We start from the raw sequence: 21,750 nt of genomic DNA, 5'->3' as shown, positions 1-21,750 counted from the left end.
CTTCCCCACCGGGGGCGCGCCACGCCGGGGCCGCGTCTCGAAGTCGTCTCGATCCGGCGAACAGAGGGTGTCCGGGAGTGGCGCGCGGGTCGCGGGAGGCGGCGGCCCGCTCCGAAGCCGCGTCCGGCGTGGGCTCCGAGAACGGGACGGGCGGTCTACTCCGGCGCGGCTTCCGGCTCGGGTGCGGCCTCCGGCACCGGCAGGGCGGCCTCCAGGGCGGCGTCGGGGCCCTGTTCGAGAAGGACGGCGAACCCGGCCTCGTCCAGCACGGGGACCTTCAGCTGCATGGCCTTGTCGTACTTGGAGCCGGGGTTGTCGCCGACCACCACGAACGCGGTCTTCTTCGACACCGAGCCGGTGACCTTCGCCCCGAGGCTCTGGAGCGCCTCCTTGGCGCCGTCGCGGGTGTAGGCGGTGAGGGTGCCGGTGACGACGACGGTGAGCCCTTCGAGGGGGCGGGGGCCCTGCTCCTCGTCCGAGCCCTCGTCGGCCATCCGGACTCCGGCCTCGCGCCATTTGCGCAGGATCTCGCGGTGCCAGTCCTCGGCGAACCACTGCTTGACGGAGGCGGCGATGATGGGGCCGACCCCGTCGGCGTCGGCCAGCTCCTGCTCGGTGGCCTCGTCGATCCGGTCGATGGAACGGAACTGGCGGGCCAGCTCCTGCGCGGCGACCGGCCCGACATGGCGGATGGAGAGCCCGGTGAGGATCCGGGCCAGCGGCGCCTCCTTCGCGGCGGCGATGCCCTCCAGCATGGCCACGGCGTTCTTCTTCGCCTCGCCCTGCTTGTTGGCGAAGACCGTCGCGATCTTCTCCTCGCCCGTCTTCGGGTCGCGCTTGGGCAGCCCGCTGTCCTGGTCCAGGACGTACGCCCGGATCGGCAGCAACTGGTCGATGGTGAGGTCGAACAGGCCGCCCTCGTCCTTCAGAACCGGCTCGGCGGGCTCCAGGGGCCGGGTCAGGGCGGCGGCGGCCACATAGCCGAAGTGGTCGATGTCCAGGCTCTTGCGCCCGGCGAGATAGAAGACCCGCTCGCGCAACTGGGCGGGGCAGGTGCGGGCGTTGGGGCAGCGGAGGTCGATGTCGGCCTCCTTCATCGGGCGCAGCTCCGTACCGCACTCGGGGCAGTGCGTCGGCATCTCGAACGCCTTCTCGGTGCCGTCGCGCAGGTCGACGACCGGGCCGAGGATCTCCGGGATGACGTCGCCCGCCTTGCGGATGACCACGGTGTCGCCGATGAGGACGCCCTTGGCCTTGACCACCTCCTGGTTGTGGAGGGTGGCGAACTCGACCTCGGAACCGGCCACTTCGACCGGCTCCACCTGGGCGTACGGCGTGACGCGGCCGGTGCGGCCGACGCCGACGCGGATGTTGACCAGCTTGGTGTTGACCTCTTCCGGAGCGTACTTCCAGGCGATGGCCCAGCGCGGGGCGCGCGAGGTGGAGCCCAGGCGGCCCTGGAGCGGGATCTCGTCGAGTTTGACGACGACCCCGTCGATCTCGTGCTCCACGGAGTGCCGGTGCTCGCCGAAGTAGGCGATGAACTCCCGTACACCTGCGAGGGAGTCGACGACCTTGTTGTGCTTGGCCGTGGGCAGGCCCCAGGAGTGGAGGAGCTCGTAGGCCTGGGAGAGGCGGTCGATGGTGAGGCCCTCGTGGGCGCCGATGCCGTGCACCACCATGTGCAGCGGGCGGGTGGCGGTGACTTTGGGGTCCTTCTGGCGCAGCGAACCGGCCGCCGCGTTGCGCGGGTTGGCGAAGGGCTTGTCGTCGGCGGCCACCAGCCGGGCGTTCAGCTCCTCGAAGGCCTCCATCGGGAAGAAGACCTCGCCCCGGATCTCGACCAGGGCGGGGATGTCCTCGCCCTTGAGGCGGTGCGGGATCTCGGCGATGGTGCGGACGTTGGGCGTGATGTCCTCGCCGGTGCGGCCGTCCCCCCGGGTCGCCGCCCGGGTCAGCCGGCCGTGCTCGTAGGTGAGGTTGACCGCGAGCCCGTCCACCTTCAGCTCGCACAGGAAGTGGTGGTCGGGCGTGCCGACGTCCTTGGCGACGCGCTCGGCCCAGGCGGCCAGCTCCTCGTCGTCGAAGGCGTTGTCCAGGGAGAGCATCCGCTCGCGGTGGACCACGGAGGTGAACTCCGTGCGGTAGGGCCCGGCCACCTTCTGGGTCGGGGAGTCCGGGGTGCGCAGCGCCGGGTACTCCTCCTCCAGCGCCTCCAGCGCACGCATCTGCCGGTCGAACTCGGCGTCGCTGACGACCGGCTGGTCCTTCACGTAATACCGGAAGCGGTTCTCCTCGACCTTCTCGGCCAGCAGCGCGTGCTCCTCCCGCACGTCCGCCGGAACCGAGCTCTCCTGCTCCACCCGCTGTTCGCCGGCCATCGTCCCGTCCTCCTGTTTACCCGTCGTCCCCGTCACTCAGGGTTGTCTGCGAGCGACCTCGCCGCCCGGGCACTGTGGGCGAGCGCGGTACGGGCGTACGCGGGCGACGCACCCGCGAGACCGCACGACGGGGTGATCGCGACGGACTCGGCGAGAGTCCCCGGATTCAGCCCCAGCCTGCTCCACAGCGTCCTGACCCCCATGACGCTACCGCCCGGGTCTGACAATGCCGTCGTTGCCGCGTCGGTGGACGGCACCACGCCCAGGAACAACTGGGTGCCGCTTTCGACCGCTTCCCCGATCGTCTCCTCCTCACGCTCCGTGAGGAGGGAGAAGTCGAACGAGATTCCGTCCGCCCCGGCCCGGCGCAGCAGCGCGAACGGCACTTCGGGGGCGCAGGAGTGGACGATCGTCGTGCCGTCCTCGCCCGCGGCGGCGAGGACGTCGCGCAGGGCCGACTCGACGGCCTGGCGGTCGACGGCCCGGTAGGTGCGGTAGCCGCTGGCGGAGCGGACCCGGCCCAGCAGGACGGCGGTCAGGGAGGGCTCGTCCAGCTGGAGGACCACCTCGGCCCCGGGCATCCGGCGCCGCACCTCGGCGAGGTGGGCGCTAAGCCCCTCGGCCAGCGACCCGGCCAGGTCGCGGCAGGCCCCGGGGTCGCCCAGCATGGCCTCGCCGCCGCGCAGTTCCAGTCCGGCGGCCAGCGTCCACGGGCCGACGGCCTGGACCTTGAGCAGGCCCTCGTACCCCTGGGTGAACTCCTCCAGGGCGTCCAGGTCCTCCCCCAGCCAGGAGCGGGCGCGGCGGGTGTCGCGGCCTGGCCGGTCGCTGATCCGCCAGCCGCTCGGCTCCACGTGCCCGTACATCTCGACGAGCATGCCGATGGTCCGGCCGATCATGTCCGCGCCCGGTCCGCGCGCCGGCAGCTCCGCCAGGTACGGCATGCCCTGGCCGTCGGCGAAGGAGCCGGTGACGGTCTTCGCCGCCTCCCTCGCGTCTCCCCCGGGCATCGACCCGATCCCGGTCGCCGGGCACCCGCTCAACTTGCTCTTCTCGCTCACGCCGGAAGCCTACGGTCCCCCGCGTGCGCTCGGCGTACGCGGGGCGCCGGGGTCAGCGGCCGGGCTTCGGCGACCGGGACGGCTTCCGGGTTCAGCGGCCCGGGCGGACCGTGAGCTTCAGCGCCCCGGGCGGACCGTGAGGTCGTTGACCTCGGCGTCGCGCGGCAGGTCGATCGCCATCAGGATCGTGGTGGCCACCGACTCGGGGTCGATCCAGCGGGCGGCGTCGTACTCCTTGCCCTCCTGCTGGTGCACCTTGGCCTGCATGGGGCTGGCGGTGCGCCCGGGGTAGACGCTGGTGACGCGCACCCCGTTGCCGTGCTCCTCGTGGCGCAGCGAGTCGGCGAGCGCCTTCAGGCCGTGCTTGCTCGCGGCGTACGCGCTCCACCCGGCGTGGGCGTTGAGCCCGGCACCGGAGTTCACGAACAGGACGTGGCCCTGGGCGGCGCGGAGCTGCGGGATGAGGAGGCGGGTGATCTCGGCGGGGGCGATGAGGTTGGCGTTGAGCTGGGAGTGCCACGCCTTGGGGGTGAGCTCGCCGACCGTGCCGAGTTCGACGACGCCCGCGATGTGCAGCAGGGTGTCGACCCGCTCGGGCATGGGCTGCTGGCCGAACGCCCAGGAGAGCCGGTCGGGGTTGGAGAGGTCGCCGACAAGGGTCCGCGCGCCCGGGTAGCGGTCGGCGAACTCCTTGGCGCGGCCGGCGTCGCGGGCGAGCAGGACGAGGTCGTCGCCGCGCTCCAGGAGACGGCGGGCGACAGCGGCCCCGATGCCGGAACCGGCGCCGGTGATGAGGTGGGTAGGCATGGGGCGATCCTAGGCGGAGGCGTGATCACCGGAGTCCGGGCCCGGCTCAGGCGACCCTGGGCGGAGGCGGGATCGCTGAAGCCCGGGCCCGGCTCCTCGGCGCGGACCGGCGGACTCGTCCGGTGGCCCGGGTGTCACTGCACCCCGGCGGACTCCTCCAGATATGCCAGCGCCCCCACCCCGTCCTTGGCGAAGAAGACCAGGTCCGTCAGGGGCAGCGGCAGGAACCCCTCGTCCTCCATCCGCTGGAACTGCTCGCGCAGCCCGTCGTAGAAGCCCGCCGTGTTGAGCAGAACGACCGGCTTGGTGTGCTTGCCGTGCTTCTTCAGCTCCAGGATCTCGGTGGCCTCGTCCAGCGTCCCGGTCCCGCCGACCATGATCACGATCGCGTCGGACTTCGCCAGGAGGAGGGCCTTGCGCTCGGCGAGGTCGCGGGCGATCACCATCTCGTCGGCGTTCTCCCGGGCCTTCGCGGCGAGGAAGTCGACCGAGACCCCGACCAGCCGCCCGCCCGCCTCCTGCACCCCGTCCGCGACGACCTTCATCAGGCCACTCTCCGAACCGCCCCAGACCAGGGTGTGCCCGCCTCTGCCGAGCAGCTCGGCGAACTCGCGGGCGGGGACGGTGTAGCGGTCGTCGAGGTCGGCGGCGGAGAGGAAGACGCAGATGTTCATGCAGCCACCGTACGACCCGCCTCGGACACTCCCCCGTTCCGGTGAGGATTCCGGTCAACGACGGTGGGCGGGGAAGTTTCCCGGCCCGTACGCCGCTGAGAGAAGCATGACTTCCACCCGAGGACACCACATCACCGTCGAACCGGGCACCGTGCACGTCAGGGCGGTCCACGAGGGCCAGGTGCTGGCCGAGAGCCGCCGCCCCCTCGTCCTGCGCGAGACGGGCTGTCCGGACCGCTACTACCTGCCGCCCGAGGACGTCCGTACCGACCTGCTCACCCCGTCGGACACCACCACCCACTGCCCGTTCAAGGGCGACGCCTCCTACTGGTCGCTCCCCGGCGCCGCCGATCTCGTCTGGGCCTACCCGGACCCGAAGCCCGAAGTCGCCGCGATCCGGGACCACTTCTGCTTCTACGAGACGGAGCCGGTGGCCGACTGACCCGCGGCCCGCACCGTCCCGGGAGGTTTTTCCCGCCGGAGCGATGAGTTTGCCGGGCCGCCCCGGTCTCCCCTCCCATGGACAGGATTCTCTCCGCCGACTCCACGCCGATCGCCTGCCGCCGCCAGGGCGAGGGGCCACCGCTGGTGCTGGTCGGCGGGGCACTGAGCACCGCGGCCACCGACGCGCCCCTGGCCGCCCTGCTGGCGCCGCGCTTCACCGTGGTCACCTACGACCGCCGGGGGCGCGGCGCCAGCGGTGAAGCCGGGGGCGGTGGGGCGGAGGGCGTGCGCCGGGAGATCGAGGACCTGAGCGCGGTCGTGCGGGCGGCGGGGCCGGGCGCCTCGGTCTTCGGGATGTCCTCCGGCGGGGCGCTGGCCCTGGAAGCGGCCGCCGCCGGGCTCCCCGTCGATCTGCTCGCCGTCTACGAACCGCCGTACACCCCCGGCGCCTCCGGCCTCCGCTTCAAGGCCCGCTGCACCGAGCGGCTGCACCGGCTGCTGGCGGCCGGGGACCGGGCCGGGGCGGTGGAGCTGTTCCTCACGGCGACGGGCGTCGACGCGGCGACGGTGGACCGGATGCGGCGCGCGCCCCTGTGGCCGGGCCTGGAGGCGCTGGCGCACACGCTGGCGTACGACGACGCGGTGCTGGGCGACGGGGCGGTCCCGGCCGAGCGGTTCGCCGCCGTCTCCGCCCGCACGCTGGTGGTCTGCGGCGGCTTCAGCTCGGCCCGGGCCCGGGCCGCCACCCGGACTCTCGCCGACGCCCTGCCGCGCGCCCGGCACCGTACGCTGACGGGCCAGATGCGCGAGGTGGCGCCCCAGGTGCTGGCCCCGGTGCTGGCGGACTTCTTCGCCCGGGACGTATACGTACGCCAGGCGTCGTGAACCGGGGCGTCAGGCCCCCGTCGGCACCCGCTCGCGCCGCACCGTCGTCGCGATGGTGGCCGAGCCGACCACGCGCGTGCCGTCGTACAGGACGACCGCCTGGCCGGGGGCCACGCCCCGTACCGGCTCGGTGAACGTGACGTTCAGCTCGCCGTCCACCAGCTCGGCCGTCACCTCGGTCTCGCCGCCGTGGGCGCGGAGCTGCGCGGTGTACGTCCCCGGGCCGGACGGGGGCGTTCCGCACCAGCGCGGCTTGATGGCGGTCAGCGAGGTCACGTCGAGGGCCTCGACCGGGCCGACGGTGACCGTGTTGTTCACCGGGGAGATGTCCAGCACGTAGCGCGGCTTGCCGTCGGGGGCGGGGTGGCCGATCTTCAGGCCCTTGCGCTGGCCGATGGTGAAGCCGAACGCACCGTCGTGGGTGCCCAGCTTCGTACCGGACTCGTCGAGGATGTCGCCCTCGGCCGGGCCGCCGAGGCGGTTCGCCAGGAAGCCCTGGGTGTCGCCGTCGGCGATGAAGCAGATGTCGTGGCTGTCGGGCTTCTTGGCGACGGCCAGGCCCCGGCGCTCGGCCTCGGCGCGGATCTCGTCCTTGGTGGTGAGGGTGTCGCCGAGCGGGAACATGGCGTGGGCGAGCTGCTTCTCGTCCAGGACGCCCAGCACATAGCTCTGGTCCTTGGCCATGTCGGAGGCGCGGTGCAGCTCGCGGCTCCCGTCCTCGGCGAGCACGACCGTGGCGTAGTGGCCGGTGCAGACGGCGTCGAAGCCGAGGGCGAGGGCCTTGTCCAGCAGGGCGGCGAACTTGATCTTCTCGTTGCAGCGCAGGCAGGGGTTGGGCGTGCGCCCGGCCTCGTACTCCGCGACGAAGTCGTCCACGACGTCCTCGCGGAAACGTTCCGCGAGGTCCCAGACGTAGAACGGGATACCGATGACGTCGGCCGCGCGGCGGGCGTCCCGGGAGTCCTCGATGGTGCAACAGCCGCGCGCCCCGGTCCGGAAGGACTGGGGGTTCGCGGAGAGGGCGAGGTGGACACCGGTCACGTCGTGGCCCGCCTCGGCGGCACGGGCCGCGGCGACGGCGGAGTCCACGCCGCCCGACATCGCGGCGAGGACACGCAGGGGGCGCTGGGAAGTCTGAGTCATAGCCCCTCCAGGGTACGGGTCGCCGGGAACCGAACGCTCGCGGATATGCGTTGACGATCACATGGGGAACAACGGGAGTACCCGGGCGTCGGAGAAGCCCTCGGGCGGGTCGTCGCGGAAGAAGGCCGCGGGCGGCGTCAGCCGGCGTGCGCTGCTGGTCGGCGGCGGTGCGGTGGTGGCGGCCGGCACCGCCGCCGTGCTCGCGCGCGACGATGTGCGGCGGGCGTGGTGGCGGGTGCCCGGCGTGGAGAAGCCCCGCAAGGCCGGTGAGCTGGACTACGCGGCCGCCACCTGGGTCGCCGCGTCCGAGGCGAACTGGCGGCGGGCGGACCGCCCGGACGACTTCCGGATCGACCGCGTGATCATCCATGTCACCCAGGGCAGCTTCGACAGCGCCGTGCGGGTCTTCCAGGACCCCGCCCACCGGGCCGCGACGCACTACATCGTGGGCCAGGACGGGCGGGTGGTGCAGATGATCCGCGAGCTGGACGTGGCGTACCAGGCGGGCAACCGCTCCTTCAACGAGCGCGCCGTCGGCATCGAGCACGAGGGGTTCGTCGACCGGCCCAAGGACCTCACGAAGGCGATGTACGAGTCGTCGGCGCGGCTCACGGCGTCTATCTGCGCACGGTACGACATACCCATCGACCGGGAGCACATCATCGGGCATGTGGAGGTCCCGGGCACCGACCACACCGACCCGGGGCCGCACTGGGACTGGGACCGCTATCTGAAGCTGGTGCAGCGGGCGGCTACGGCACCGCCCACCCCGGCCCCCTCGCCTTCCGTCACGCGCGCGGAGTAGCGGCCCCTCTCAGCTGAGCCCGGCCGTCCGCGCCCGCTCCACCGCCGGGCCGATCGCCTGGGCCAGCGCCTTGACGTCCTCCTCGGTGGAGGTGTGGCCGAGCGAGAAGCGCAGGGTGCCCCGGGCCAGGTCCGGGTCGGTGCCGGTGGCCAGGAGTACGTGGCTGGGCTGGGCGATCCCGGCGGTGCAGGCGGAGCCGGTGGAGCACTCGATGCCCTGGGCGTCCAGCAGGAGGAGGAGCGAGTCACCCTCGCAGCCGGGGAAGCTGAAGTGGGCGTTGGCCGGGAGCCGCCCGGCCGGGTCCGGGTCGCCGCCGAGGACGGCGTCCGGGACGGCGTGGCGCACGGCGGCGATCAGGTCGTCGCGCAGTCCGCCGACGCGCCGGGCGAAGTGCTCGCGCCGCTCGGCGGCCAGCCGTCCCGCGACCGCGAAGGAGGCGACGGCGGGCACGTCCAGGGTGCCGGAGCGCACATGCCGCTCCTGGCCGCCGCCGTGCAGCACGGGTACGGGGGTGTGGTCGCGGCCCAGCAGCAGCGCGCCGATGCCGAACGGGCCGCCGATCTTGTGGCCGCTGACCGTCATCGCGGCCAGCCCGGAGGCGGCGAAGCCGACCTCCAGCTGGCCGAAGGCCTGGACCGCGTCGGCGTGCATCGGGATCCCGAACTCGGCAGCGACCGCGGCCAGTTCCCGTACCGGCATGATCGTGCCGATCTCGTTGTTGGCCCACATCACGGTGATCATCGCGACGTCGTCGGGGTTGCGGAGGACCGCCTCGCGCAGGTCCTCGGGGTGGACCCGGCCGTAGCGGTCGACCGGGAGGTGGTCGACGGTCGCGCCCTCGTGCTCGGCGAGCCAGTCGACGGCGTCCAGGACGGCGTGGTGCTCCACGGGGCCGGTGAGGACCCGGGTGCGGCGGGGATCGGCGTCGCGGCGGGACCAGTACAGGCCCTTGACGGCGAGGTTGTCGGCCTCCGTGCCGCCGGAGGTGAGGACCACCTCGCTGGGGCGTGCGCCGAGGGCGTCGGCGAGGGTTTCTCTGGACTCCTCGACGGTGCGGCGGGCCCTGCGCCCGGCCGCGTGCAGGGAGGACGCGTTGCCGGTGACGGAGAGCTGGGCGGTCATCGCCTCGATCGCTTCGGGAAGCATCGGCGTGGTCGCGGCGTGGTCGAGGTAGGCCATGGTGGGGCCGATTCTACGAGTCCGGGGCGGGGCGCATGGCGGGCGCGTCACGGTGCGGTGGCCGCGCACGCTCGCACGGGGGTGCGCGGACCCGCCCGGAACCCGGTCCGGAGCCCGATCCGGAGCGGGGTGAGCGGCTCGGCTGTGCCCGTGTCAGGCGCCGAAGTTCCAGGCGACCGTGCCGTTGACGGTGACCAGGACGGCCAGCACGACGAGGTCGGCGACACCGAGTGCGAGGCCGAGGTAGGCGCGGCCGGGGCGGCGGGTGCGACGGGCCAGGGAGAGCAGCGCCATCACGATCGCGGTGGGGCCCAGCAGCAGGTTGAACGCCAGCAGGCCGACGAGGCTGAGGACGAAGGAGGCGACGGCGAGCCCGTCCGCCTCCCGGCCGGCGGCCCGGCGCGGAGCGGCTTCGGGGGCCTGGGCGGGGGCCGGCTCAGGGGCCGCCGCCTCGGGGGCCGCGCCCCGGTCGGTGGCGTCGTCCGTACGGCGGGTTCGGTCGATGAGGGTGAGGGTCATGGTGCGAGCTCCTTCGGATCGGTCCGGGTGCGGCAGGCTCGGCGGGTGCGGGTGCGCGGGTGGACGCTGCTGCTGGTGCGCGTACGGCGGGGTGGACGCGGGTCAGCGGGTGCGGCGTGCGCGGCGCTCACGGGCGGCGAAGATCAGCAGCCAGCAGCCGATCACGGTCGCGGCGGCCAGGGAGACCGGGAGCGGGAGCTGGGCCACCGCCCCGAGGGCGATTCCCAGCAGCAGCAGCGCGGCGACGAGGACGAGCACGGCGGAACCTCTCTGTGCGACGACAAGGACGAAAGCCGTTCAGAGTACGAGTGTTCACTGACTTGCCAGCCTAAACCCCCGACCCCTTCCTTGACTCGGAGAACGGTTGTTTACTGAATGGCATGAGTCACACCGTCGGAATCCGCCAGACCCAGAAGCTGAAGACCCGCCAGGCCCTGCTGGACGCCGCGCTCCTGCTGCTGGAGCACCAGAGCCTGAGCAGCCTGGGGCTACGCGAGGTGACGCGGGCGGCCGGGGTCACCCCCACCGCCTTCTACCGGCACTTCGAGGACACCGCCGCGCTCGGGGTGGCCCTGGTGGAGGAGACGCTGGGCAGCCTGCACGGGCTGATCGCGGCGGTGCTCGCGGAGACGGGCGACAGCGAGGAGCGGCTGGACCGCAGCGTGGAGGTGATAGCGCGGCACGTCGGCGCGCAGCCCGCGCACTTCCGGTTCATCGCCCGGGAGCAGCACGGCGGGGTGGGCCCGGTGCGCGAGGCCATCGCGGCGCAGCTGTTCCGCTTCGCGGAGGAGGTGGCGTACGCGCTCGGCCGGGAGCCGGGGTCGGCCGGGTGGAGCGAGGAGGACCTGCTGATGCTGGGCGGGTTCTACGTGGACCACATGGTCATGACCGCGTCGGCGCTGCTGGACGCGGGCCCCGGGAACGAGCGGGCCGTGGTCCGGCAGGCCCGGCGGCGGCTGCGGCTGGTGTCCATCGGCCGCGCCCACTGGCTGGACGAGGCACCAGCCCGGGAATGAGCCGTTCCCGTACGCGCACCGGACGGGCAGGAGCCGTTCCCGTACGCGCACGGGAACGGCTCGGCGCGCTCGCACGCCTCACCGGGCGTGCACGCGGCCCTACTTGGTGCGCGGGGCCTTCGCCAGCTGGCGGGACTGGGCGACGAGGCGGTCGGCGCTGTCCCAGACCTCGGCGTCCTCCTCCAGGAAGCCGCCCGCGAGGTTGCGGGTGGTGATGGAGACGCGCAGCGGGCCCGGCGCGGGGCGGCAGCGGATGTGGGTGGTGAGCTCCACGGTGGGGGTCCAGCCGGTGAGGCCCAGCTCGAAGGAGGTCGGCGGCAGGGCGTCCACGGTGAGCAGCAGGGAGAGCGGGTCGGGGTCGCGGCCGTCCGCGAGGCCGAACCAGCCGCGCATCTCGCCCTTGCCGGACGGGGCGCCGACGGCCCAGCCGACGGTCGCCGGGTCCAGCTTGACGTCGAGGCGCTCGGTGATGGCGGAGCTGCCGGGGATCCTGGGCGCGCCGTCGCTCGGGCCGAGGCAGTGGTCCCGGTCGGGCATGGCGGGCGGCAGGGCGGTGGTGCGTACGTCGTCGGGGAGCGCGTCCAGGTCGCCGTAGGTGGCGAGGACCCGGATGCGTTCGATCTCGCTGCCGTCGTCGGCGTACTGGAAGAGCGACGCCTGGCCGGTGGAGAGGGTGCGGCCGGTGCGGACGGTCTGGGTCCGGATCACCGCGGGGCCGGGGACCGAGGCGGTGAGGTAGTGCGCGGAGACCGAGAACGGGTCGGAGTGCGGCAGCGCCTCGCCGAGCGCGCGGCCGAGGAGGGCCAGCAGGTAGCCGCCGTTGACGGCGTGGATGATGGTCCAACCCGCGGAGAGTTCGGCGTCGTAGACGCCTTCCTCGCGCAGGGTGACCGCGGTGTCGCGGTCGAACTCGCTGTCGCCGATGGTTGCGCGGGCGGTCTGCGCCGCCGCCTCTGTCGCTGCCTGTGCCATGGCATGCACGGTACATGGACTGCATTACTGAGCGGTAGCTTTTTGGATTCCCTTCTGCGGTCCTAGGCCTCCTCGGCCCGCGCCGAGGAACGGTTGTACGCGCGCGGCGCCCGCCAGTGGAAGCGCAGCGCCAGCAGCCGCAGGGTGAACGCGGCGATGACCGCCATCCCGCTGGTGAAGGCGTTGAGGGTGTCGAAGCGGATGCACAGGACGACCATGGTGGCGCCCACGATCGCGGGCACCGCGTACAGGTCCCGGTCCCAGCGCAGCAGCGAGGGCACCTCGTTGGCCAGTACGTCCCGCAGCACACCGCCGCCGACCGCGGTGGCCAGCCCGAGCGCCGCCGAGGCGGTCAGCCCGAGGCCGTACTCGTACGCCTTGACCGTGCCGGTCACACAGAACAGGCCGAGCCCCGCCGCGTCGAAGACGTTGACGCCGACCTGGATGCGCTCCACGTGCGGATGGAGGAAGAAGACGAGCCCGGCGGCGAAGAGCGGGGTGATGAAGTAGCCGAGGTCGGTGAAGGCGGCGGGCGGGATCGCGCCGATCATCACGTCACGGAACAGCCCTCCGCCCAGCGCTGTCACCTCGGCGAGGACCGCGATGCCGAAGACATCGAAGTTCTTGCGTACGGCGAGCAGGGCACCCGAGATCGCGAAGACGAAGATCCCGACGAGGTCGAGTGCATGCTGGACGGAGGGCGTGAACAGTTCGAGGAGCACCGGGCAATTGTGCCGGTCCTACTCCTTGGCTCCGCCCTCCGCCGGTACGGAGTCGGATGCGTCGGCCTGGCCCGGCACGCTCGCGGGCAGCTCGGCGGCGGTCTTCACGGCCGCGTCGGCCCGTGAAGTCCCGACGGTCTCGGGAGTCCCCGCGGTCTCGGGAGTCCCCGCGGCCTCGGGCTCCTCGGCGGGCTCCCCCTCCGACACCTCCACCGCCTCGGTCGCCACCGCCTCCGTGGAGATGACGGCCTCGATCCCGGTGGCCAGGGTCTGCTTCACCGTCCCGGCCTCGATCTCGGCCGTGAAGTGGCAGGCCACCTTGTGCCCGTCGCCGGTGTCCAGCAGCGGCGGGCGCTCCGTGGCGCACTTGGTCTCCTGCACCCACGGGCAGCGGGTGTGGAAGCGGCAGCCGGCCGGCGGGTTGGCCGGGGAGGGCAGGTCGCCGTGGAGCAGGATGCGCTCGCGGCGGTCCTCGACCTCCGGGTCCGGCACGGGGACGGCCGACATCAGCGCCTTGGTGTACGGGTGCCGGGGCCCCGCGTACAGCGCGTCGCTCGGCGCCTCCTCGACCAGGCCGCCCAGGTACATCACCCCGATGACGTCCGAGATGTGCCGGACCACGGCGAGGTCGTGGGCGATGACCAGGTAGGTCAGGCCGAGGGACTCCTGGAGCTCCTCCAGCAGGTTGATGACCTGCGCCTGCACCGAGACGTCCAGCGCGGAGACCGGCTCGTCGCAGATGATCACGTCCGGCTCCAGGACCAGCGCGCGGGCGATGCCGATGCGCTGGCGCTGGCCGCCGGAGAACTCGTGCGGGTAGCGGGACATCGCGTTGGACGGCAGGCCGACCTTGGCGAGGATCGCCTTGATCTTCTCGCGGCGCTCGGCCTGGTCCTTGCCGATGTTGTGGGCGGCCATGCCCTCGGCGAGGATCGACTCGATGTTCTGCCGGGGGTTGAGGCTGCCCAGCGGGTCCTGGAAGACCATCTGGAGGCGGCGGCGGAAGGACCGCATCTCCTCCGAGGGCAGCTTGGCGAGGTCGGTGCCGTCGAAGACGACCGCCCCGTCGGTGATGTCGTTCAGCCGCAGCACCGCGCGGCCGAGCGTCGTCTTGCCGCACCCGGACTCGCCGACCAGGCCGTACGTCTGGCCCGCCTCCACGCTGAGCGAGACGCCGTCGACGGCGTAGACATGGCCCACCGTACGGTCGAAGAAGAGGCCCTTCTTGACCGGGAAGTGAACTTTGACGCCGTCCAGTTCGAGCAGGCTCATGCCGGGACCTCCGCCTTGGGCAGGACCGGGTTGACGCAGCGCACCTGGTGTCCGGCGGCGCGTGGTTCGGTCAGTTCGGGGGTGCCGGTGAGGCACTCCATCGTGTAGTGGTCGCAACGGGGTGCGAAGGCGCAGCCGTCGGCCCAGGCGATCTTGTCGTTGATGGAGCCGCGGATCGGGTTGAGCGGCTCGCCGCGCGGGGCGTCCAGGCGCGGGATGGAGCCGAGCAGCCCGTGCGCGTACGGGTGGGTGGGGTGGGCGAACAGCTCGCGGCGGCCCGCCGATTCCACCGCCCGGCCCGCGTAGAGGACGTTGACCTCGTCGCAGAGCCCGGCCACCACACCGAGGTCGTGGGTGATCATCAGCAGGGCGGTGCCCTCCTGGTCGACCAGCTCCTTGAGCAGCTCCAGGATCTGCGCCTGGATGGTGACGTCCAGTGCCGTGGTCGGCTCGTCGGCGATCAGCAGGCGGGGCGCGCAGGCCACCGCCATGGCGATCAGCGCACGCTGGCGCATACCGCCGGAGAGCTGGTGCGGGTACTCCTTGAGCCGCCGGTCCGGGTCGGGGATGCCGACCCGGTCCAGGAGCGACGCCGCTTCCTTGCGGGCCTTCTCGCCCTTGAGGCCGCGGTGGCGCTGGAGGATCTCGGTGACCTGGATGCCGATGGGGACGACCGGGTTCAGCGAGGAGAGCGGGTCCTGGAAGATCATCGCCAGCTGACTGCCGCGCATGTCGCGCAGCTTGCGCTCGCTGATGCCCAGCAGGTTCTGGCCGTCGAACTCGGCCCGTCCGCCGATCCGTACACCCTTGCGGGGCAGCAGCCCCATCAGGGCGAGCGAGGTGACGGACTTGCCGCACCCCGACTCGCCCACCAGGCCGACGACCTGGCCCTGGTCGACGTCGAAGGAGACGCCGTCCACGGCCGTGGCGTCCTTGCGGCCGCGCGCGGTGAAGGTGACGCTGAGTTCTTCAACTGAGAGCAGTGGCATAGGACTTCAGCCTCGCAGCTTCGGGTCGAGGGCTTCACGCATGGACTCGCCGAGCAGGGTGAAGCCGAGCGCCGTGATGATGATCCCGATGGCCGGATAGGCGGCCATCATCGGCTCGTTGTCGAAGAAGCGCTGTGCCTGCGAGAGCATCACGCCCCACTCGGGAACGGCCGGGTCGGGGTTGCCGAGCCCCAGGTAGGACAGGGCCGCCGCCTCGATGATCGCGGTGGCCAGGCTCAGCGTCGCCTGGACGATCACCGGGCTCAGCGAGTTCGGCAGGATCTGCGTCAGCACGATCCGCTTGCGCCGGATGCCGACCGCCTTCGCGGCGAGCACATAGTCCGCGCCGCCCTGGACCAGCATCGAACCGCGCAGCAGGCGGGCGAAGATGGGGATCTGGACGACACCGACGGCGATCATCACGGTGGTCAGCGACTGGCCGAGCACCGCGGCGATGGAGACGGCCAGCAGCAGGGACGGCAGCGACAGCATGATGTCGGTGAACCGCATGACGACGGTGTCGATGCGCTGGCCGATCTTCCCGCCGAGGGTGGCGGCGGCGCCGGAGAGGATGCCGACCGCGGCGCCGATGATCAGGCCGATGAGCATGGAGACCACACCGACGAGGAGGGTCTGCCGGGCCCCGACGAGCCAGCGGGAGAACATGTCGCGGCCCAGGTGGTCCAGGCCGAACCAGTTCTCGCCGCGCATGCCGACGAACTTGCCCTGGTTGGGGAAGACCTCGCTGCGCCAGTTCTGCGCGGTGGGGCCGTGCGGGGCGAGCATCGGCCCGACGATGGCGACGAGGATGAACGCCGCGATGATCGCCGCTCCGATGATCGCCATCTTGCTGGAGCGCATCCGGCGGAACGCCTCGCGCCACAGGCTGGTGCCCGCGACGGACTCGGAGCTCTGGGTCAGCTCGGCGAGACGGTCGATCTTGTCTGCCTTGTTGGTCATGATCGTCACGTCAGTGCACCCGCACTCTCGGGTCGATGATGCTGTACGCGAGGTCGACCAGGAGGTTGATGAGCACGTACACCATCGCGATGAAGAGAATGAACCCGACGAGGACCGGGTAGTCGCGGCCGTCGATCGCGGTACGGATGAACGAGCCGATGCCGCCGAAGTCGAAGACGGACTCGGTGAGCACCGCACCGGAGAGCAGGCTGCCGGTCAGCAGGCCGACCGCGGTGATCACCGGCAGCAGCGCGTTGCGCAGCACATGGCGTCCGCGGACGACGCGCTTGTCCAGGCCCTTGGACTCGGCGGTGCGGATGTAGTCCTCGCCGAGCACCTCCAGGACGCTGGCGCGGGTCATCCGGACGATGACGGCGAGCGGGATCGAGGCCAGTGCGACGGCGGGCAGGATCAGGTGCATGACCGCGTCCCAGCTCGCGTCGAACTCACCGGTCAACAACCCGTCCAGGACGGAGAATCCGGTGATGTCGGTGGCGTTGAGCCCGGTGGTGAGCCTGCCCTGGCTCGGGAACCAGCCCAGCTGGACGGAGAAGATCCCGCGCAGCAGCATGGCCAGGAAGAAGACCGGGATGCAGATGCCGAGCAGCGATCCGGAGACGGACGCGACGTCCAGCCAGCCGCCGCGGTGCTTGGCCGCCAGATAGCCCATCGGGATGCCCACGACCACGGCGATCAGGATCGCGGCGACGCTGAGCTCCACGGTGGCCGGGAAGCGCAGGGCGAATTCGTCCCACACCGGCTGCCCGGTCTGGGTGGAGGTTCCGAGGTCCAGCTCGAAGATGCGCTTGAGGAAGCGCCAGTATTGGACGTGCACCGGCTCATCCAGCCCGAGTGCACGGTTGATTCTCGCCACTTCGGCTTCGGTGGCCCGCTCGCCCAGGATCGCTGAGGCGGGTCCGCCGGGCAGTCGGTTCAGCCAGAGGAACAGCAGGACCGACAGGCCGAGCAGGGTGGGAATGAGCTGGAGAAGTCTTCTTACGACGAGTCGCAGCACCCCGCATGCCCCTTTCTCACGTGCGTCGATGCGGGTCCGCCCGGCCACCTGGTTGCTGTGGCCGGGCGGACCCGCTGGTGTGCGATTACTTGAAGGAGACCTCGGCGAAGTTCTCCTGCGTCAGCGGGGAGACCTTCGGCGGGTTGACGTTCTTGGCGAACGCGATCGCCGGCGGCGACGACGAGATCGGCACGCCCGGGACGTACTCCATGATCGCCTCGTTGGCCTTCTTGTACGCCTCGGTGCGACCGGCGGTGTCGGTGACCTTGGAGGCCGCGTTCACGGCGTCGAAGACCTTCTGGTCCTTGAAGCCCCACTGCTTGTCGGGCCCGGCGAACCAGGTGCCGATGAAGTTGTAGCCGTCGTTGAAGTCACCGGTCCAGCCGAGCAGGTGCAGGGCGCAGGAGCCGGCCTCGGTGGCGTCCAGGTAGTCCGGGGCCCACTTCATGGCCTTCGGCTTGACGGTGATGCCGGCCTTCTCCAGGTCGGCCTTCATCAGCTCGAACATGTCCTGCGGGGCAGGCATGTACGGGCGGGTGACCTCGGTCGGGTAGCAGAAGTCGATGGACAGCTTCTCCTCGCCGGCCTGCTTGAGGAGGTCCTTGGCCTTGGCGGTGTCGAACGGGTACGTCTTCACCTTGTCCGAGAAGCCGGCGACCGTGTCGGGCATGAACTGGGTCGCGGCCTTGCCGCCCTCGGGCAGCTGGGTGTTGACGAGGTTCTCGCGGTCGATGGCGTGCGTGATCGCCTGACGGACCTCGAGCTTCTTCAGCGCGGGGTTGGCCGCCTGGCTCATGCCCACGTAGAAGATGTTGAAGACGTCACGGGTCGGGACCTCGTAACCCTGCTTCTCCAGCGTCGTCACATCGGCGGGGGCGACCAGGTCGTAGCCGTCGATGTCACCCGCCTGGAGCGCCTGGCGGCGGGTCTCCTCGGTGGAGATGGTGCGGAAGACCAGGTTCTTCACCTTGGCCTTGTCGCCCCAGTAGTCGTCGAAGCGCTCCAGGGAGACTTCCTTGTTCCCCTTGTTCCACTTCACGATCTTGTACGGGCCGGTGCCGGCGACCGTGCCGGCCTCCTGGCTGTACTTGGGGTACGTGATCGCGTCGCCCTTGGCGGTCGCGTCCTGCTTCTCGTACTCCTTGATGGCCTTCGGCGAGTGGATCGCGAGCGCCTGGAGGGAGAATCCGCCCGGCAGGTTCGCCGAGGGCTCGTTCACCTCGATGACGGCCGTGTTCTCGTCCTTGGCGGTGCAGGACTTGTAGTTCGGCTTGGGCGCCTCGGCGTCCTCGTTCTTCGCGAACCCGCCCATGATGGTCTGCCAGTAGTAGGAGACCGCGCTGGACTGGTACGTGCCCTTCCAGTTGAACCAGTGGTCGTAGTTCGCGCAGACCGCGGCGGCGTTGAACGCCTCGCCGTCGTGGAACTTCACACCCTGGCGCAGGTTGAACGTCCAGACCTTGCCGGCCGCGTCGCCTTCCCAACTCTCGGCGAGGCCGCCGACCAGCTTGCTGCCGCCGGGCTCGTGCTCCAGCAGCGCCTCGAAGGCCTGACGGGTGACGCGGAACGTCTCGCCGTCGCTCGCGAGGGCCGGGTCGAGGGAGCCGGGGTCACCGGATCCGGCGAAGACGAAGGTGTCCTTGTCGCCCCCCTTGGAGCCGCCCTCGTCCCGCTCGCTGGAACAGCCCGTGGCGATCAGACCGACAGCGACCGCTGTCGTGATCGCCCGGACGGCCCGGGACTTGAATATGCGCATGGGTCCACCCCTGGTTCGCCATGTGGTGAGGTTTGATGGCCGCACACTACAGACGGGGTGCACCGCAAGAGAACAGTCCGGATAGCGGTGAGACCTAGTCGAGACCCGGACAGTTAACAAACCGTCCAGTTCCGGGACATCCCTCCGGGCCCGCTTAACAAGCCGGACATCTGGGGGTGTTCGGCGGGACCTGTCCCGTCGCACAAACCGGCGGCGGCGGGACGAGCCGCAGTTCAGGGGCGGCGGGCGGCCGGTTCGGCGGTGCCGCCGGGGCGGGTCAGCGGTGCTGCTGGGGCGGGTAGCCGTAGCCGGGAGCGGCGGCGGGCGGGGGGCCTGCCGGGGCGTGCGCCTCGCGGTCGTAGAACGGGCGGGTGTTGGCGCGCAGCCACATCGCGACCGGGTCGTACTCGTCGGACATGGCGACGGTGGAGACGGGCAGCCCGTCGGGGACCGCGCCGATCGACTGCCCCATCATGGCGCGCACCGCGTCGACGGAGGCCCGCCCGGTGTCGTACAGGTCGAGGCCGATCGCGAGGTACGGGACGCCGACGGCGGGGTGCACCCAGGCGCGGCGCAGCGAGCGGACAGCGGGGGTGCGGTGGGCGTTCTGGGTGAGCTGGGCGTAGAACTGCGGGAGCTCCACGGCGGGCTCGGTCAGCCGGAGCGGGCCCGCGGGCAGCCGGTCCAGGCCGGTGGAGATCCGGCGCAGGTCCAGCCAGGGGATGCCGACGCCGCCGCCGGGGGCGTGCGGGTTGAGCCAGATGCCCCAGCGGTCGGGGAAGAGGGCGCGGGCGATGTCCCGGCCGGAGACCAGCTCGTGGGCGCGGCTCCAGCCGCTGGCGGAGAGCTCCTGGGCGGAGGTGACGCACGGGGCGTATCCGAGGCCGTCGACCTCCATGGAGCCGTACTGCGCGTCCGGTGAGCCGGCCGTGCCGTGCCAGAGCAGCATCCAGACCCGGCCGTCGGCGAGGGCCGCGAGCAGCGCCTCGTAGGCGTCGTAACGCCCGGGGCTGACCTGGCGCAGCATGTGCTCGACCTGACCGGCCGCCGCAGTGCCTGACGCACTCACCCTGGGTCCCGCCCCTCATCGTTCCGTCGACGCTCCCGGGCACACGGGAGCGGCCTCGCCATCAAACCAGCTTATGCGCCACTTCTGACACCGACTTGACGCCACGGTCGGCCGGCGCCCCGATCCCTGGCGGGACAGCGGCCTTCGCGCCGTACGTCCGCCGGCCCCCGCGCGGGTACGTCCGGTGGCTTGCGCGCCGTACGTTCAGTGGCCCTCGCGCCGGTAGAACGGCCGTACTTTCTCCCTCATCCAGTCGCCGACCAGGTCCTGGGCCACGTCCAGCAGGACCAGGTTCACCGGCCAGGGCACCTCGACCCGGCCGAGCGCCCGGCCCAGGGCGTCCATGGGCGCGCTCTGGCCCGCGCCGTCCCAGGTGGCGAACTCGACGCCGACGAAGAGGACGGGGTCGCCGCCCTCGATGCTGGCGAGGGCGCGGCGGGCGGTGGAGACAACGCCGGTGGCCTCGAACTCGGCGGAGACGGCGGTGAGGAAGTCGACCGGGTCGTGCTGCCAGTCCGGCTCGTACAGCTTCACCCGGCCGCCGCTGGCGGGCCCGTCCAGGGCGGTGCGCCCGGCCCGGCAGAGCTCGGCGACGGCGGGCGGCGGCAGCGGTATGCCGACCGCGCCGCCCGGGTTCACCGCGATGCCGACCTGCGGGGGCAGCCCCCGGGCGAAGTCGCGGGCGGGCGCCACGGCGAAGGACATGTGGCTGCCGACGCAGCTGAGGAACTGGCCCTCGGAGCTGAAGACGGGGACGTACGCGGCGCCGTCGATGTCCATCATCGGCAGGTCGAGGTCGGCGCTGGCGGGCGAGCCGCCGTTGGGCAGCGGCACCCAGACCGAGCTGCGGCCGAGCACCTCGACCAGGCGGCCGCCCGCGTCGGCGACGCCGAGGGAGGCGGTCAGCACCTCTTCGAGCTCGTTGGCGGGCCACCCGTGCTGGGGTTGTGCCTGGACCGGTGCCGGAATGTCCACTGCCTCTGTGCCTCTCTCAGCCGTCTCGTCGCTCGGCCAGAACCCTAACCGGCGCACGCGGCCGGGGCCTCCCCGTCGGTGAAGGAGATCCGGCTGAGCGCGCTCGCGGCCTCCCGGTCCAGCAGCACCGCCGAGGCACAGCCGACGGGCAGCGCGCCGCGTTCGGTGTCGCGGATCAGCCGGGCCACCGCGTGCCGGTGGCGGGCGAAGGCGTACCCGGAGACGCCCCGGCCGCGCTCGCGCTGCCCCCGGCGGGCGGTCGCGGGGTCCACGTCGAGGAGGAGCAGGTGCAGGGTGCGGCCCCGGCGGGCGGCGTGCAGGGCGAGCCAGCGGCGTACCCAGGTCTGCGTACCGCAGTCGTGGACGACCACGGAGTCGCCGGAGCGCAGGACGGCCCAGAGCCCGAGGTAGTGGGCGGCGCGGACCAGGGGGCGGTAGAGGGCGTAGGGAAGTAACCGGGGCAGGGCGGCGGCCCAGCGGTCGCGGGTGTTCTGCGAGTCGATGGCGCGGCCGCTCACGGCCCGCCGGATCAGGGTGGACTTGCCCCCGCCGGGGAGCCCGGAGACGACCACGATGTCGCCGGGGGCGAAGTCGAGGCCGTACGGGGCGTGGCCCATGCGCCCGCGCAGGTCGCGTACCACCGGCGCAGGCTCGGCGATCAGCTCCTGTACAGGTGCGCCGGGCTGTGCGGGCATCGCGCCGTGCGCGATCCCCGCGGCCGGTACCGACCGCTGCAACGCCATCGCCCATCCCCCTGCTGTCGGCCGCCCACGCCTGCTTCTGAAGTGTAAAGAAATGGCAAGGCTCCACAACCGCACTCGCTGTTCGCACAAGCGTTGCCGACCGGCCGCCCCACTCTGCCGCAAGGCGTGCGATGATGACCCCGCCAACTGCATACCGGCCGTTCGAATCCGCGCGGGAGAGTTCCGGCCACAGTGTGAGCCGGGCGCCGAAGGAGCAAGACCCTCCCTTGAATCTCTCAGGCCCCGTACCGCGTGGATGAGGCAGATCTGAAAAGCGAGCCGTCCCGCGGCTCCACCCAAGGTGCAAGCCGAGCCCTGTGAACAGGGGCATCCCCCTCAGGGGGCTATCGGCGAACCTCTCAG

Annotated in this window: 22 protein-coding genes and 1 riboswitch; of the genes, 4 read left to right on the top strand and 18 right to left on the bottom strand. The window is 71.8% G+C overall.

Annotation, left to right across the window (positions count from 1 at the left end):
* Positions 1–155 precede the first annotated feature (155 nt).
* The 4 genes from ligA to GTY67_RS25290 form a co-directional block, all read right to left on the bottom strand.
* The gene (ligA, locus tag GTY67_RS25305; protein ID WP_161280394.1) at positions 156–2,381 is read right to left on the bottom strand and encodes an NAD-dependent DNA ligase LigA; all 2,226 of its coding nucleotides are present in this window, start codon (positions 2,379–2,381) and stop codon (positions 156–158) included.
* A 32-nt stretch (positions 2,382–2,413) separates the two neighbouring features.
* On the bottom strand, positions 2,414–3,442 hold the full coding sequence (locus GTY67_RS25300) for a methionine synthase (RefSeq protein WP_161280393.1): 1,029 nt from the start codon (positions 3,440–3,442) through the stop codon (positions 2,414–2,416).
* A gap of 117 nt (positions 3,443–3,559) precedes the next feature.
* A complete protein-coding gene (locus tag GTY67_RS25295; RefSeq protein ID WP_161280392.1) occupies positions 3,560–4,249 on the bottom strand; it encodes an SDR family oxidoreductase in 690 nt (229 codons plus the stop codon).
* A 134-nt stretch (positions 4,250–4,383) separates the two neighbouring features.
* Entirely contained in the window at positions 4,384–4,923 is a 540-nt protein-coding gene (locus GTY67_RS25290; protein ID WP_093692547.1) for a TIGR00730 family Rossman fold protein, read from the bottom strand.
* Positions 4,924–5,029: 106 nt separating this feature from the next.
* Here GTY67_RS25290 and GTY67_RS25285 point away from each other — a divergent pair, with 106 nt between their 5' ends.
* Complete coding sequence (locus tag GTY67_RS25285) at positions 5,030–5,365, top strand: DUF427 domain-containing protein (protein WP_161280391.1); 336 nt, start codon at positions 5,030–5,032, stop codon at positions 5,363–5,365.
* 77 nt (positions 5,366–5,442) lie between these two features.
* Positions 5,443–6,252, top strand: a complete 810-nt coding sequence (locus GTY67_RS25280; RefSeq protein ID WP_161280390.1) for an alpha/beta fold hydrolase — start codon at positions 5,443–5,445, stop codon at positions 6,250–6,252.
* A 9-nt stretch (positions 6,253–6,261) separates the two neighbouring features.
* Here GTY67_RS25280 and mnmA read toward each other — a convergent pair whose 3' ends face one another.
* Positions 6,262–7,395: a tRNA 2-thiouridine(34) synthase MnmA gene (gene mnmA, locus GTY67_RS25275; RefSeq protein WP_093692544.1), complete on the bottom strand. Its 1,134-nt coding sequence runs from the start codon at positions 7,393–7,395 to the stop codon at positions 6,262–6,264.
* 61 nt (positions 7,396–7,456) lie between these two features.
* Here mnmA and GTY67_RS25270 point away from each other — a divergent pair, with 61 nt between their 5' ends.
* Positions 7,457–8,200 carry a peptidoglycan recognition family protein gene (locus tag GTY67_RS25270; RefSeq protein ID WP_161280389.1) on the top strand — a complete coding sequence of 248 codons (744 nt, stop codon included), beginning with the start codon at positions 7,457–7,459 and terminating at the stop codon, positions 8,198–8,200.
* A 9-nt stretch (positions 8,201–8,209) separates the two neighbouring features.
* Here GTY67_RS25270 and GTY67_RS25265 read toward each other — a convergent pair whose 3' ends face one another.
* The 3 genes from GTY67_RS25265 to GTY67_RS34680 all read right to left on the bottom strand — a co-directional run bounded on the left by GTY67_RS25265 (position 8,210) and on the right by GTY67_RS34680 (position 10,156).
* A complete protein-coding gene (locus GTY67_RS25265) occupies positions 8,210–9,379 on the bottom strand; it encodes a cysteine desulfurase family protein (protein WP_093692542.1) in 1,170 nt (389 codons plus the stop codon).
* Between the two features lie 153 nt (positions 9,380–9,532).
* Positions 9,533–9,898, bottom strand: coding sequence for a hypothetical protein (locus GTY67_RS25260; RefSeq protein WP_161280388.1), 366 nt, complete (start codon positions 9,896–9,898; stop codon positions 9,533–9,535).
* A gap of 102 nt (positions 9,899–10,000) precedes the next feature.
* Positions 10,001–10,156 carry a hypothetical protein gene (locus tag GTY67_RS34680; RefSeq protein ID WP_093692540.1) on the bottom strand — a complete coding sequence of 52 codons (156 nt, stop codon included), beginning with the start codon at positions 10,154–10,156 and terminating at the stop codon, positions 10,001–10,003.
* Positions 10,157–10,278: 122 nt separating this feature from the next.
* On the opposite strand from GTY67_RS34680, the gene GTY67_RS25255 reads away from it, so the two are divergent.
* Positions 10,279–10,914, top strand: coding sequence for a TetR family transcriptional regulator (locus GTY67_RS25255; RefSeq protein WP_161280387.1), 636 nt, complete (start codon positions 10,279–10,281; stop codon positions 10,912–10,914).
* A gap of 99 nt (positions 10,915–11,013) precedes the next feature.
* Here GTY67_RS25255 and GTY67_RS25250 read toward each other — a convergent pair whose 3' ends face one another.
* The 10 genes from GTY67_RS25250 to GTY67_RS25205 all read right to left on the bottom strand — a co-directional run bounded on the left by GTY67_RS25250 (position 11,014) and on the right by GTY67_RS25205 (position 21,387).
* Positions 11,014–11,886, bottom strand: a complete 873-nt coding sequence (locus GTY67_RS25250; RefSeq protein ID WP_202462345.1) for a thioesterase family protein — start codon at positions 11,884–11,886, stop codon at positions 11,014–11,016.
* 62 nt (positions 11,887–11,948) lie between these two features.
* A complete protein-coding gene (locus GTY67_RS25245) occupies positions 11,949–12,608 on the bottom strand; it encodes a trimeric intracellular cation channel family protein (protein WP_093692537.1) in 660 nt (219 codons plus the stop codon).
* Between the two features lie 18 nt (positions 12,609–12,626).
* Complete coding sequence (locus tag GTY67_RS25240) at positions 12,627–13,880, bottom strand: oligopeptide/dipeptide ABC transporter ATP-binding protein (RefSeq protein WP_161280385.1); 1,254 nt, start codon at positions 13,878–13,880, stop codon at positions 12,627–12,629.
* A complete protein-coding gene (locus tag GTY67_RS25235) occupies positions 13,877–14,869 on the bottom strand; it encodes an ABC transporter ATP-binding protein (RefSeq protein WP_093692535.1) in 993 nt (330 codons plus the stop codon). The genes GTY67_RS25240 and GTY67_RS25235 overlap by 4 nt, the downstream gene beginning before the upstream one ends.
* Before the next feature lie 6 nt (positions 14,870–14,875).
* Positions 14,876–15,838, bottom strand: a complete 963-nt coding sequence (locus tag GTY67_RS25230; protein ID WP_093692534.1) for an ABC transporter permease — start codon at positions 15,836–15,838, stop codon at positions 14,876–14,878.
* 1 nt (position 15,839) lies between these two features.
* The gene (locus GTY67_RS25225; protein ID WP_093692533.1) at positions 15,840–16,844 is read right to left on the bottom strand and encodes an ABC transporter permease; all 1,005 of its coding nucleotides are present in this window, start codon (positions 16,842–16,844) and stop codon (positions 15,840–15,842) included.
* Positions 16,845–16,929: 85 nt separating this feature from the next.
* The gene (locus GTY67_RS25220; RefSeq protein WP_093692532.1) at positions 16,930–18,600 is read right to left on the bottom strand and encodes an ABC transporter substrate-binding protein; all 1,671 of its coding nucleotides are present in this window, start codon (positions 18,598–18,600) and stop codon (positions 16,930–16,932) included.
* A gap of 277 nt (positions 18,601–18,877) precedes the next feature.
* Positions 18,878–19,669: an enhanced serine sensitivity protein SseB C-terminal domain-containing protein gene (locus tag GTY67_RS25215; RefSeq protein ID WP_161280384.1), complete on the bottom strand. Its 792-nt coding sequence runs from the start codon at positions 19,667–19,669 to the stop codon at positions 18,878–18,880.
* A 204-nt stretch (positions 19,670–19,873) separates the two neighbouring features.
* Complete coding sequence (locus GTY67_RS25210; RefSeq protein WP_093692530.1) at positions 19,874–20,644, bottom strand: enhanced serine sensitivity protein SseB; 771 nt, start codon at positions 20,642–20,644, stop codon at positions 19,874–19,876.
* Between the two features lie 44 nt (positions 20,645–20,688).
* Positions 20,689–21,387 (bottom strand): AAA family ATPase, encoded by a 699-nt coding sequence (locus tag GTY67_RS25205; protein ID WP_161280383.1) that lies wholly within the window; start codon positions 21,385–21,387, stop codon positions 20,689–20,691.
* 163 nt (positions 21,388–21,550) lie between these two features.
* Positions 21,551–21,648, top strand: a riboswitch (glycine riboswitch).
* Positions 21,649–21,750 lie beyond the last annotated feature (102 nt).

This window comes from Streptomyces sp. SID8374, from assembly GCF_009865135.1.
GTDB lineage: Bacteria > Actinomycetota > Actinomycetes > Streptomycetales > Streptomycetaceae > Streptomyces.
Note: the sequence above shows the minus strand (reverse complement) of the source record. Positions and strands in the feature narration are given on the sequence as shown.

Bases quoted from the DNA above. Each gene is read 5' to 3' on its own strand.
- GTY67_RS25240 (WP_161280385.1), bottom strand. From the start codon at position 13,880: ATGAGCCTGCTCGAACTGGACGGCGTCAAAGTTCACTTCCCGGTCAAG.
- GTY67_RS25250 (WP_202462345.1), bottom strand. From the start codon at position 11,886: ATGGCACAGGCAGCGACAGAGGCGGCGGCGCAGACCGCCCGCGCAACC.
- GTY67_RS25255 (WP_161280387.1), top strand. From the start codon at position 10,279: ATGAGTCACACCGTCGGAATCCGCCAGACCCAGAAGCTGAAGACCCGC.
- GTY67_RS25280 (WP_161280390.1), top strand. From the start codon at position 5,443: ATGGACAGGATTCTCTCCGCCGACTCCACGCCGATCGCCTGCCGCCGC.
- GTY67_RS25290 (WP_093692547.1), bottom strand. From the start codon at position 4,923: ATGAACATCTGCGTCTTCCTCTCCGCCGCCGACCTCGACGACCGCTAC.
- GTY67_RS25265 (WP_093692542.1), bottom strand. From the start codon at position 9,379: ATGGCCTACCTCGACCACGCCGCGACCACGCCGATGCTTCCCGAAGCG.
- GTY67_RS25205 (WP_161280383.1), bottom strand. From the start codon at position 21,387: ATGGCGTTGCAGCGGTCGGTACCGGCCGCGGGGATCGCGCACGGCGCG.
- mnmA (WP_093692544.1), bottom strand. From the start codon at position 7,395: ATGACTCAGACTTCCCAGCGCCCCCTGCGTGTCCTCGCCGCGATGTCG.
- GTY67_RS25235 (WP_093692535.1), bottom strand. From the start codon at position 14,869: ATGCCACTGCTCTCAGTTGAAGAACTCAGCGTCACCTTCACCGCGCGC.
- GTY67_RS25285 (WP_161280391.1), top strand. From the start codon at position 5,030: ATGACTTCCACCCGAGGACACCACATCACCGTCGAACCGGGCACCGTG.
- GTY67_RS25260 (WP_161280388.1), bottom strand. From the start codon at position 9,898: ATGACCCTCACCCTCATCGACCGAACCCGCCGTACGGACGACGCCACC.
- ligA (WP_161280394.1), bottom strand. From the start codon at position 2,381: ATGGCCGGCGAACAGCGGGTGGAGCAGGAGAGCTCGGTTCCGGCGGAC.
- GTY67_RS25270 (WP_161280389.1), top strand. From the start codon at position 7,457: ATGGGGAACAACGGGAGTACCCGGGCGTCGGAGAAGCCCTCGGGCGGG.
- GTY67_RS25220 (WP_093692532.1), bottom strand. From the start codon at position 18,600: ATGCGCATATTCAAGTCCCGGGCCGTCCGGGCGATCACGACAGCGGTC.
- GTY67_RS25295 (WP_161280392.1), bottom strand. From the start codon at position 4,249: ATGCCTACCCACCTCATCACCGGCGCCGGTTCCGGCATCGGGGCCGCT.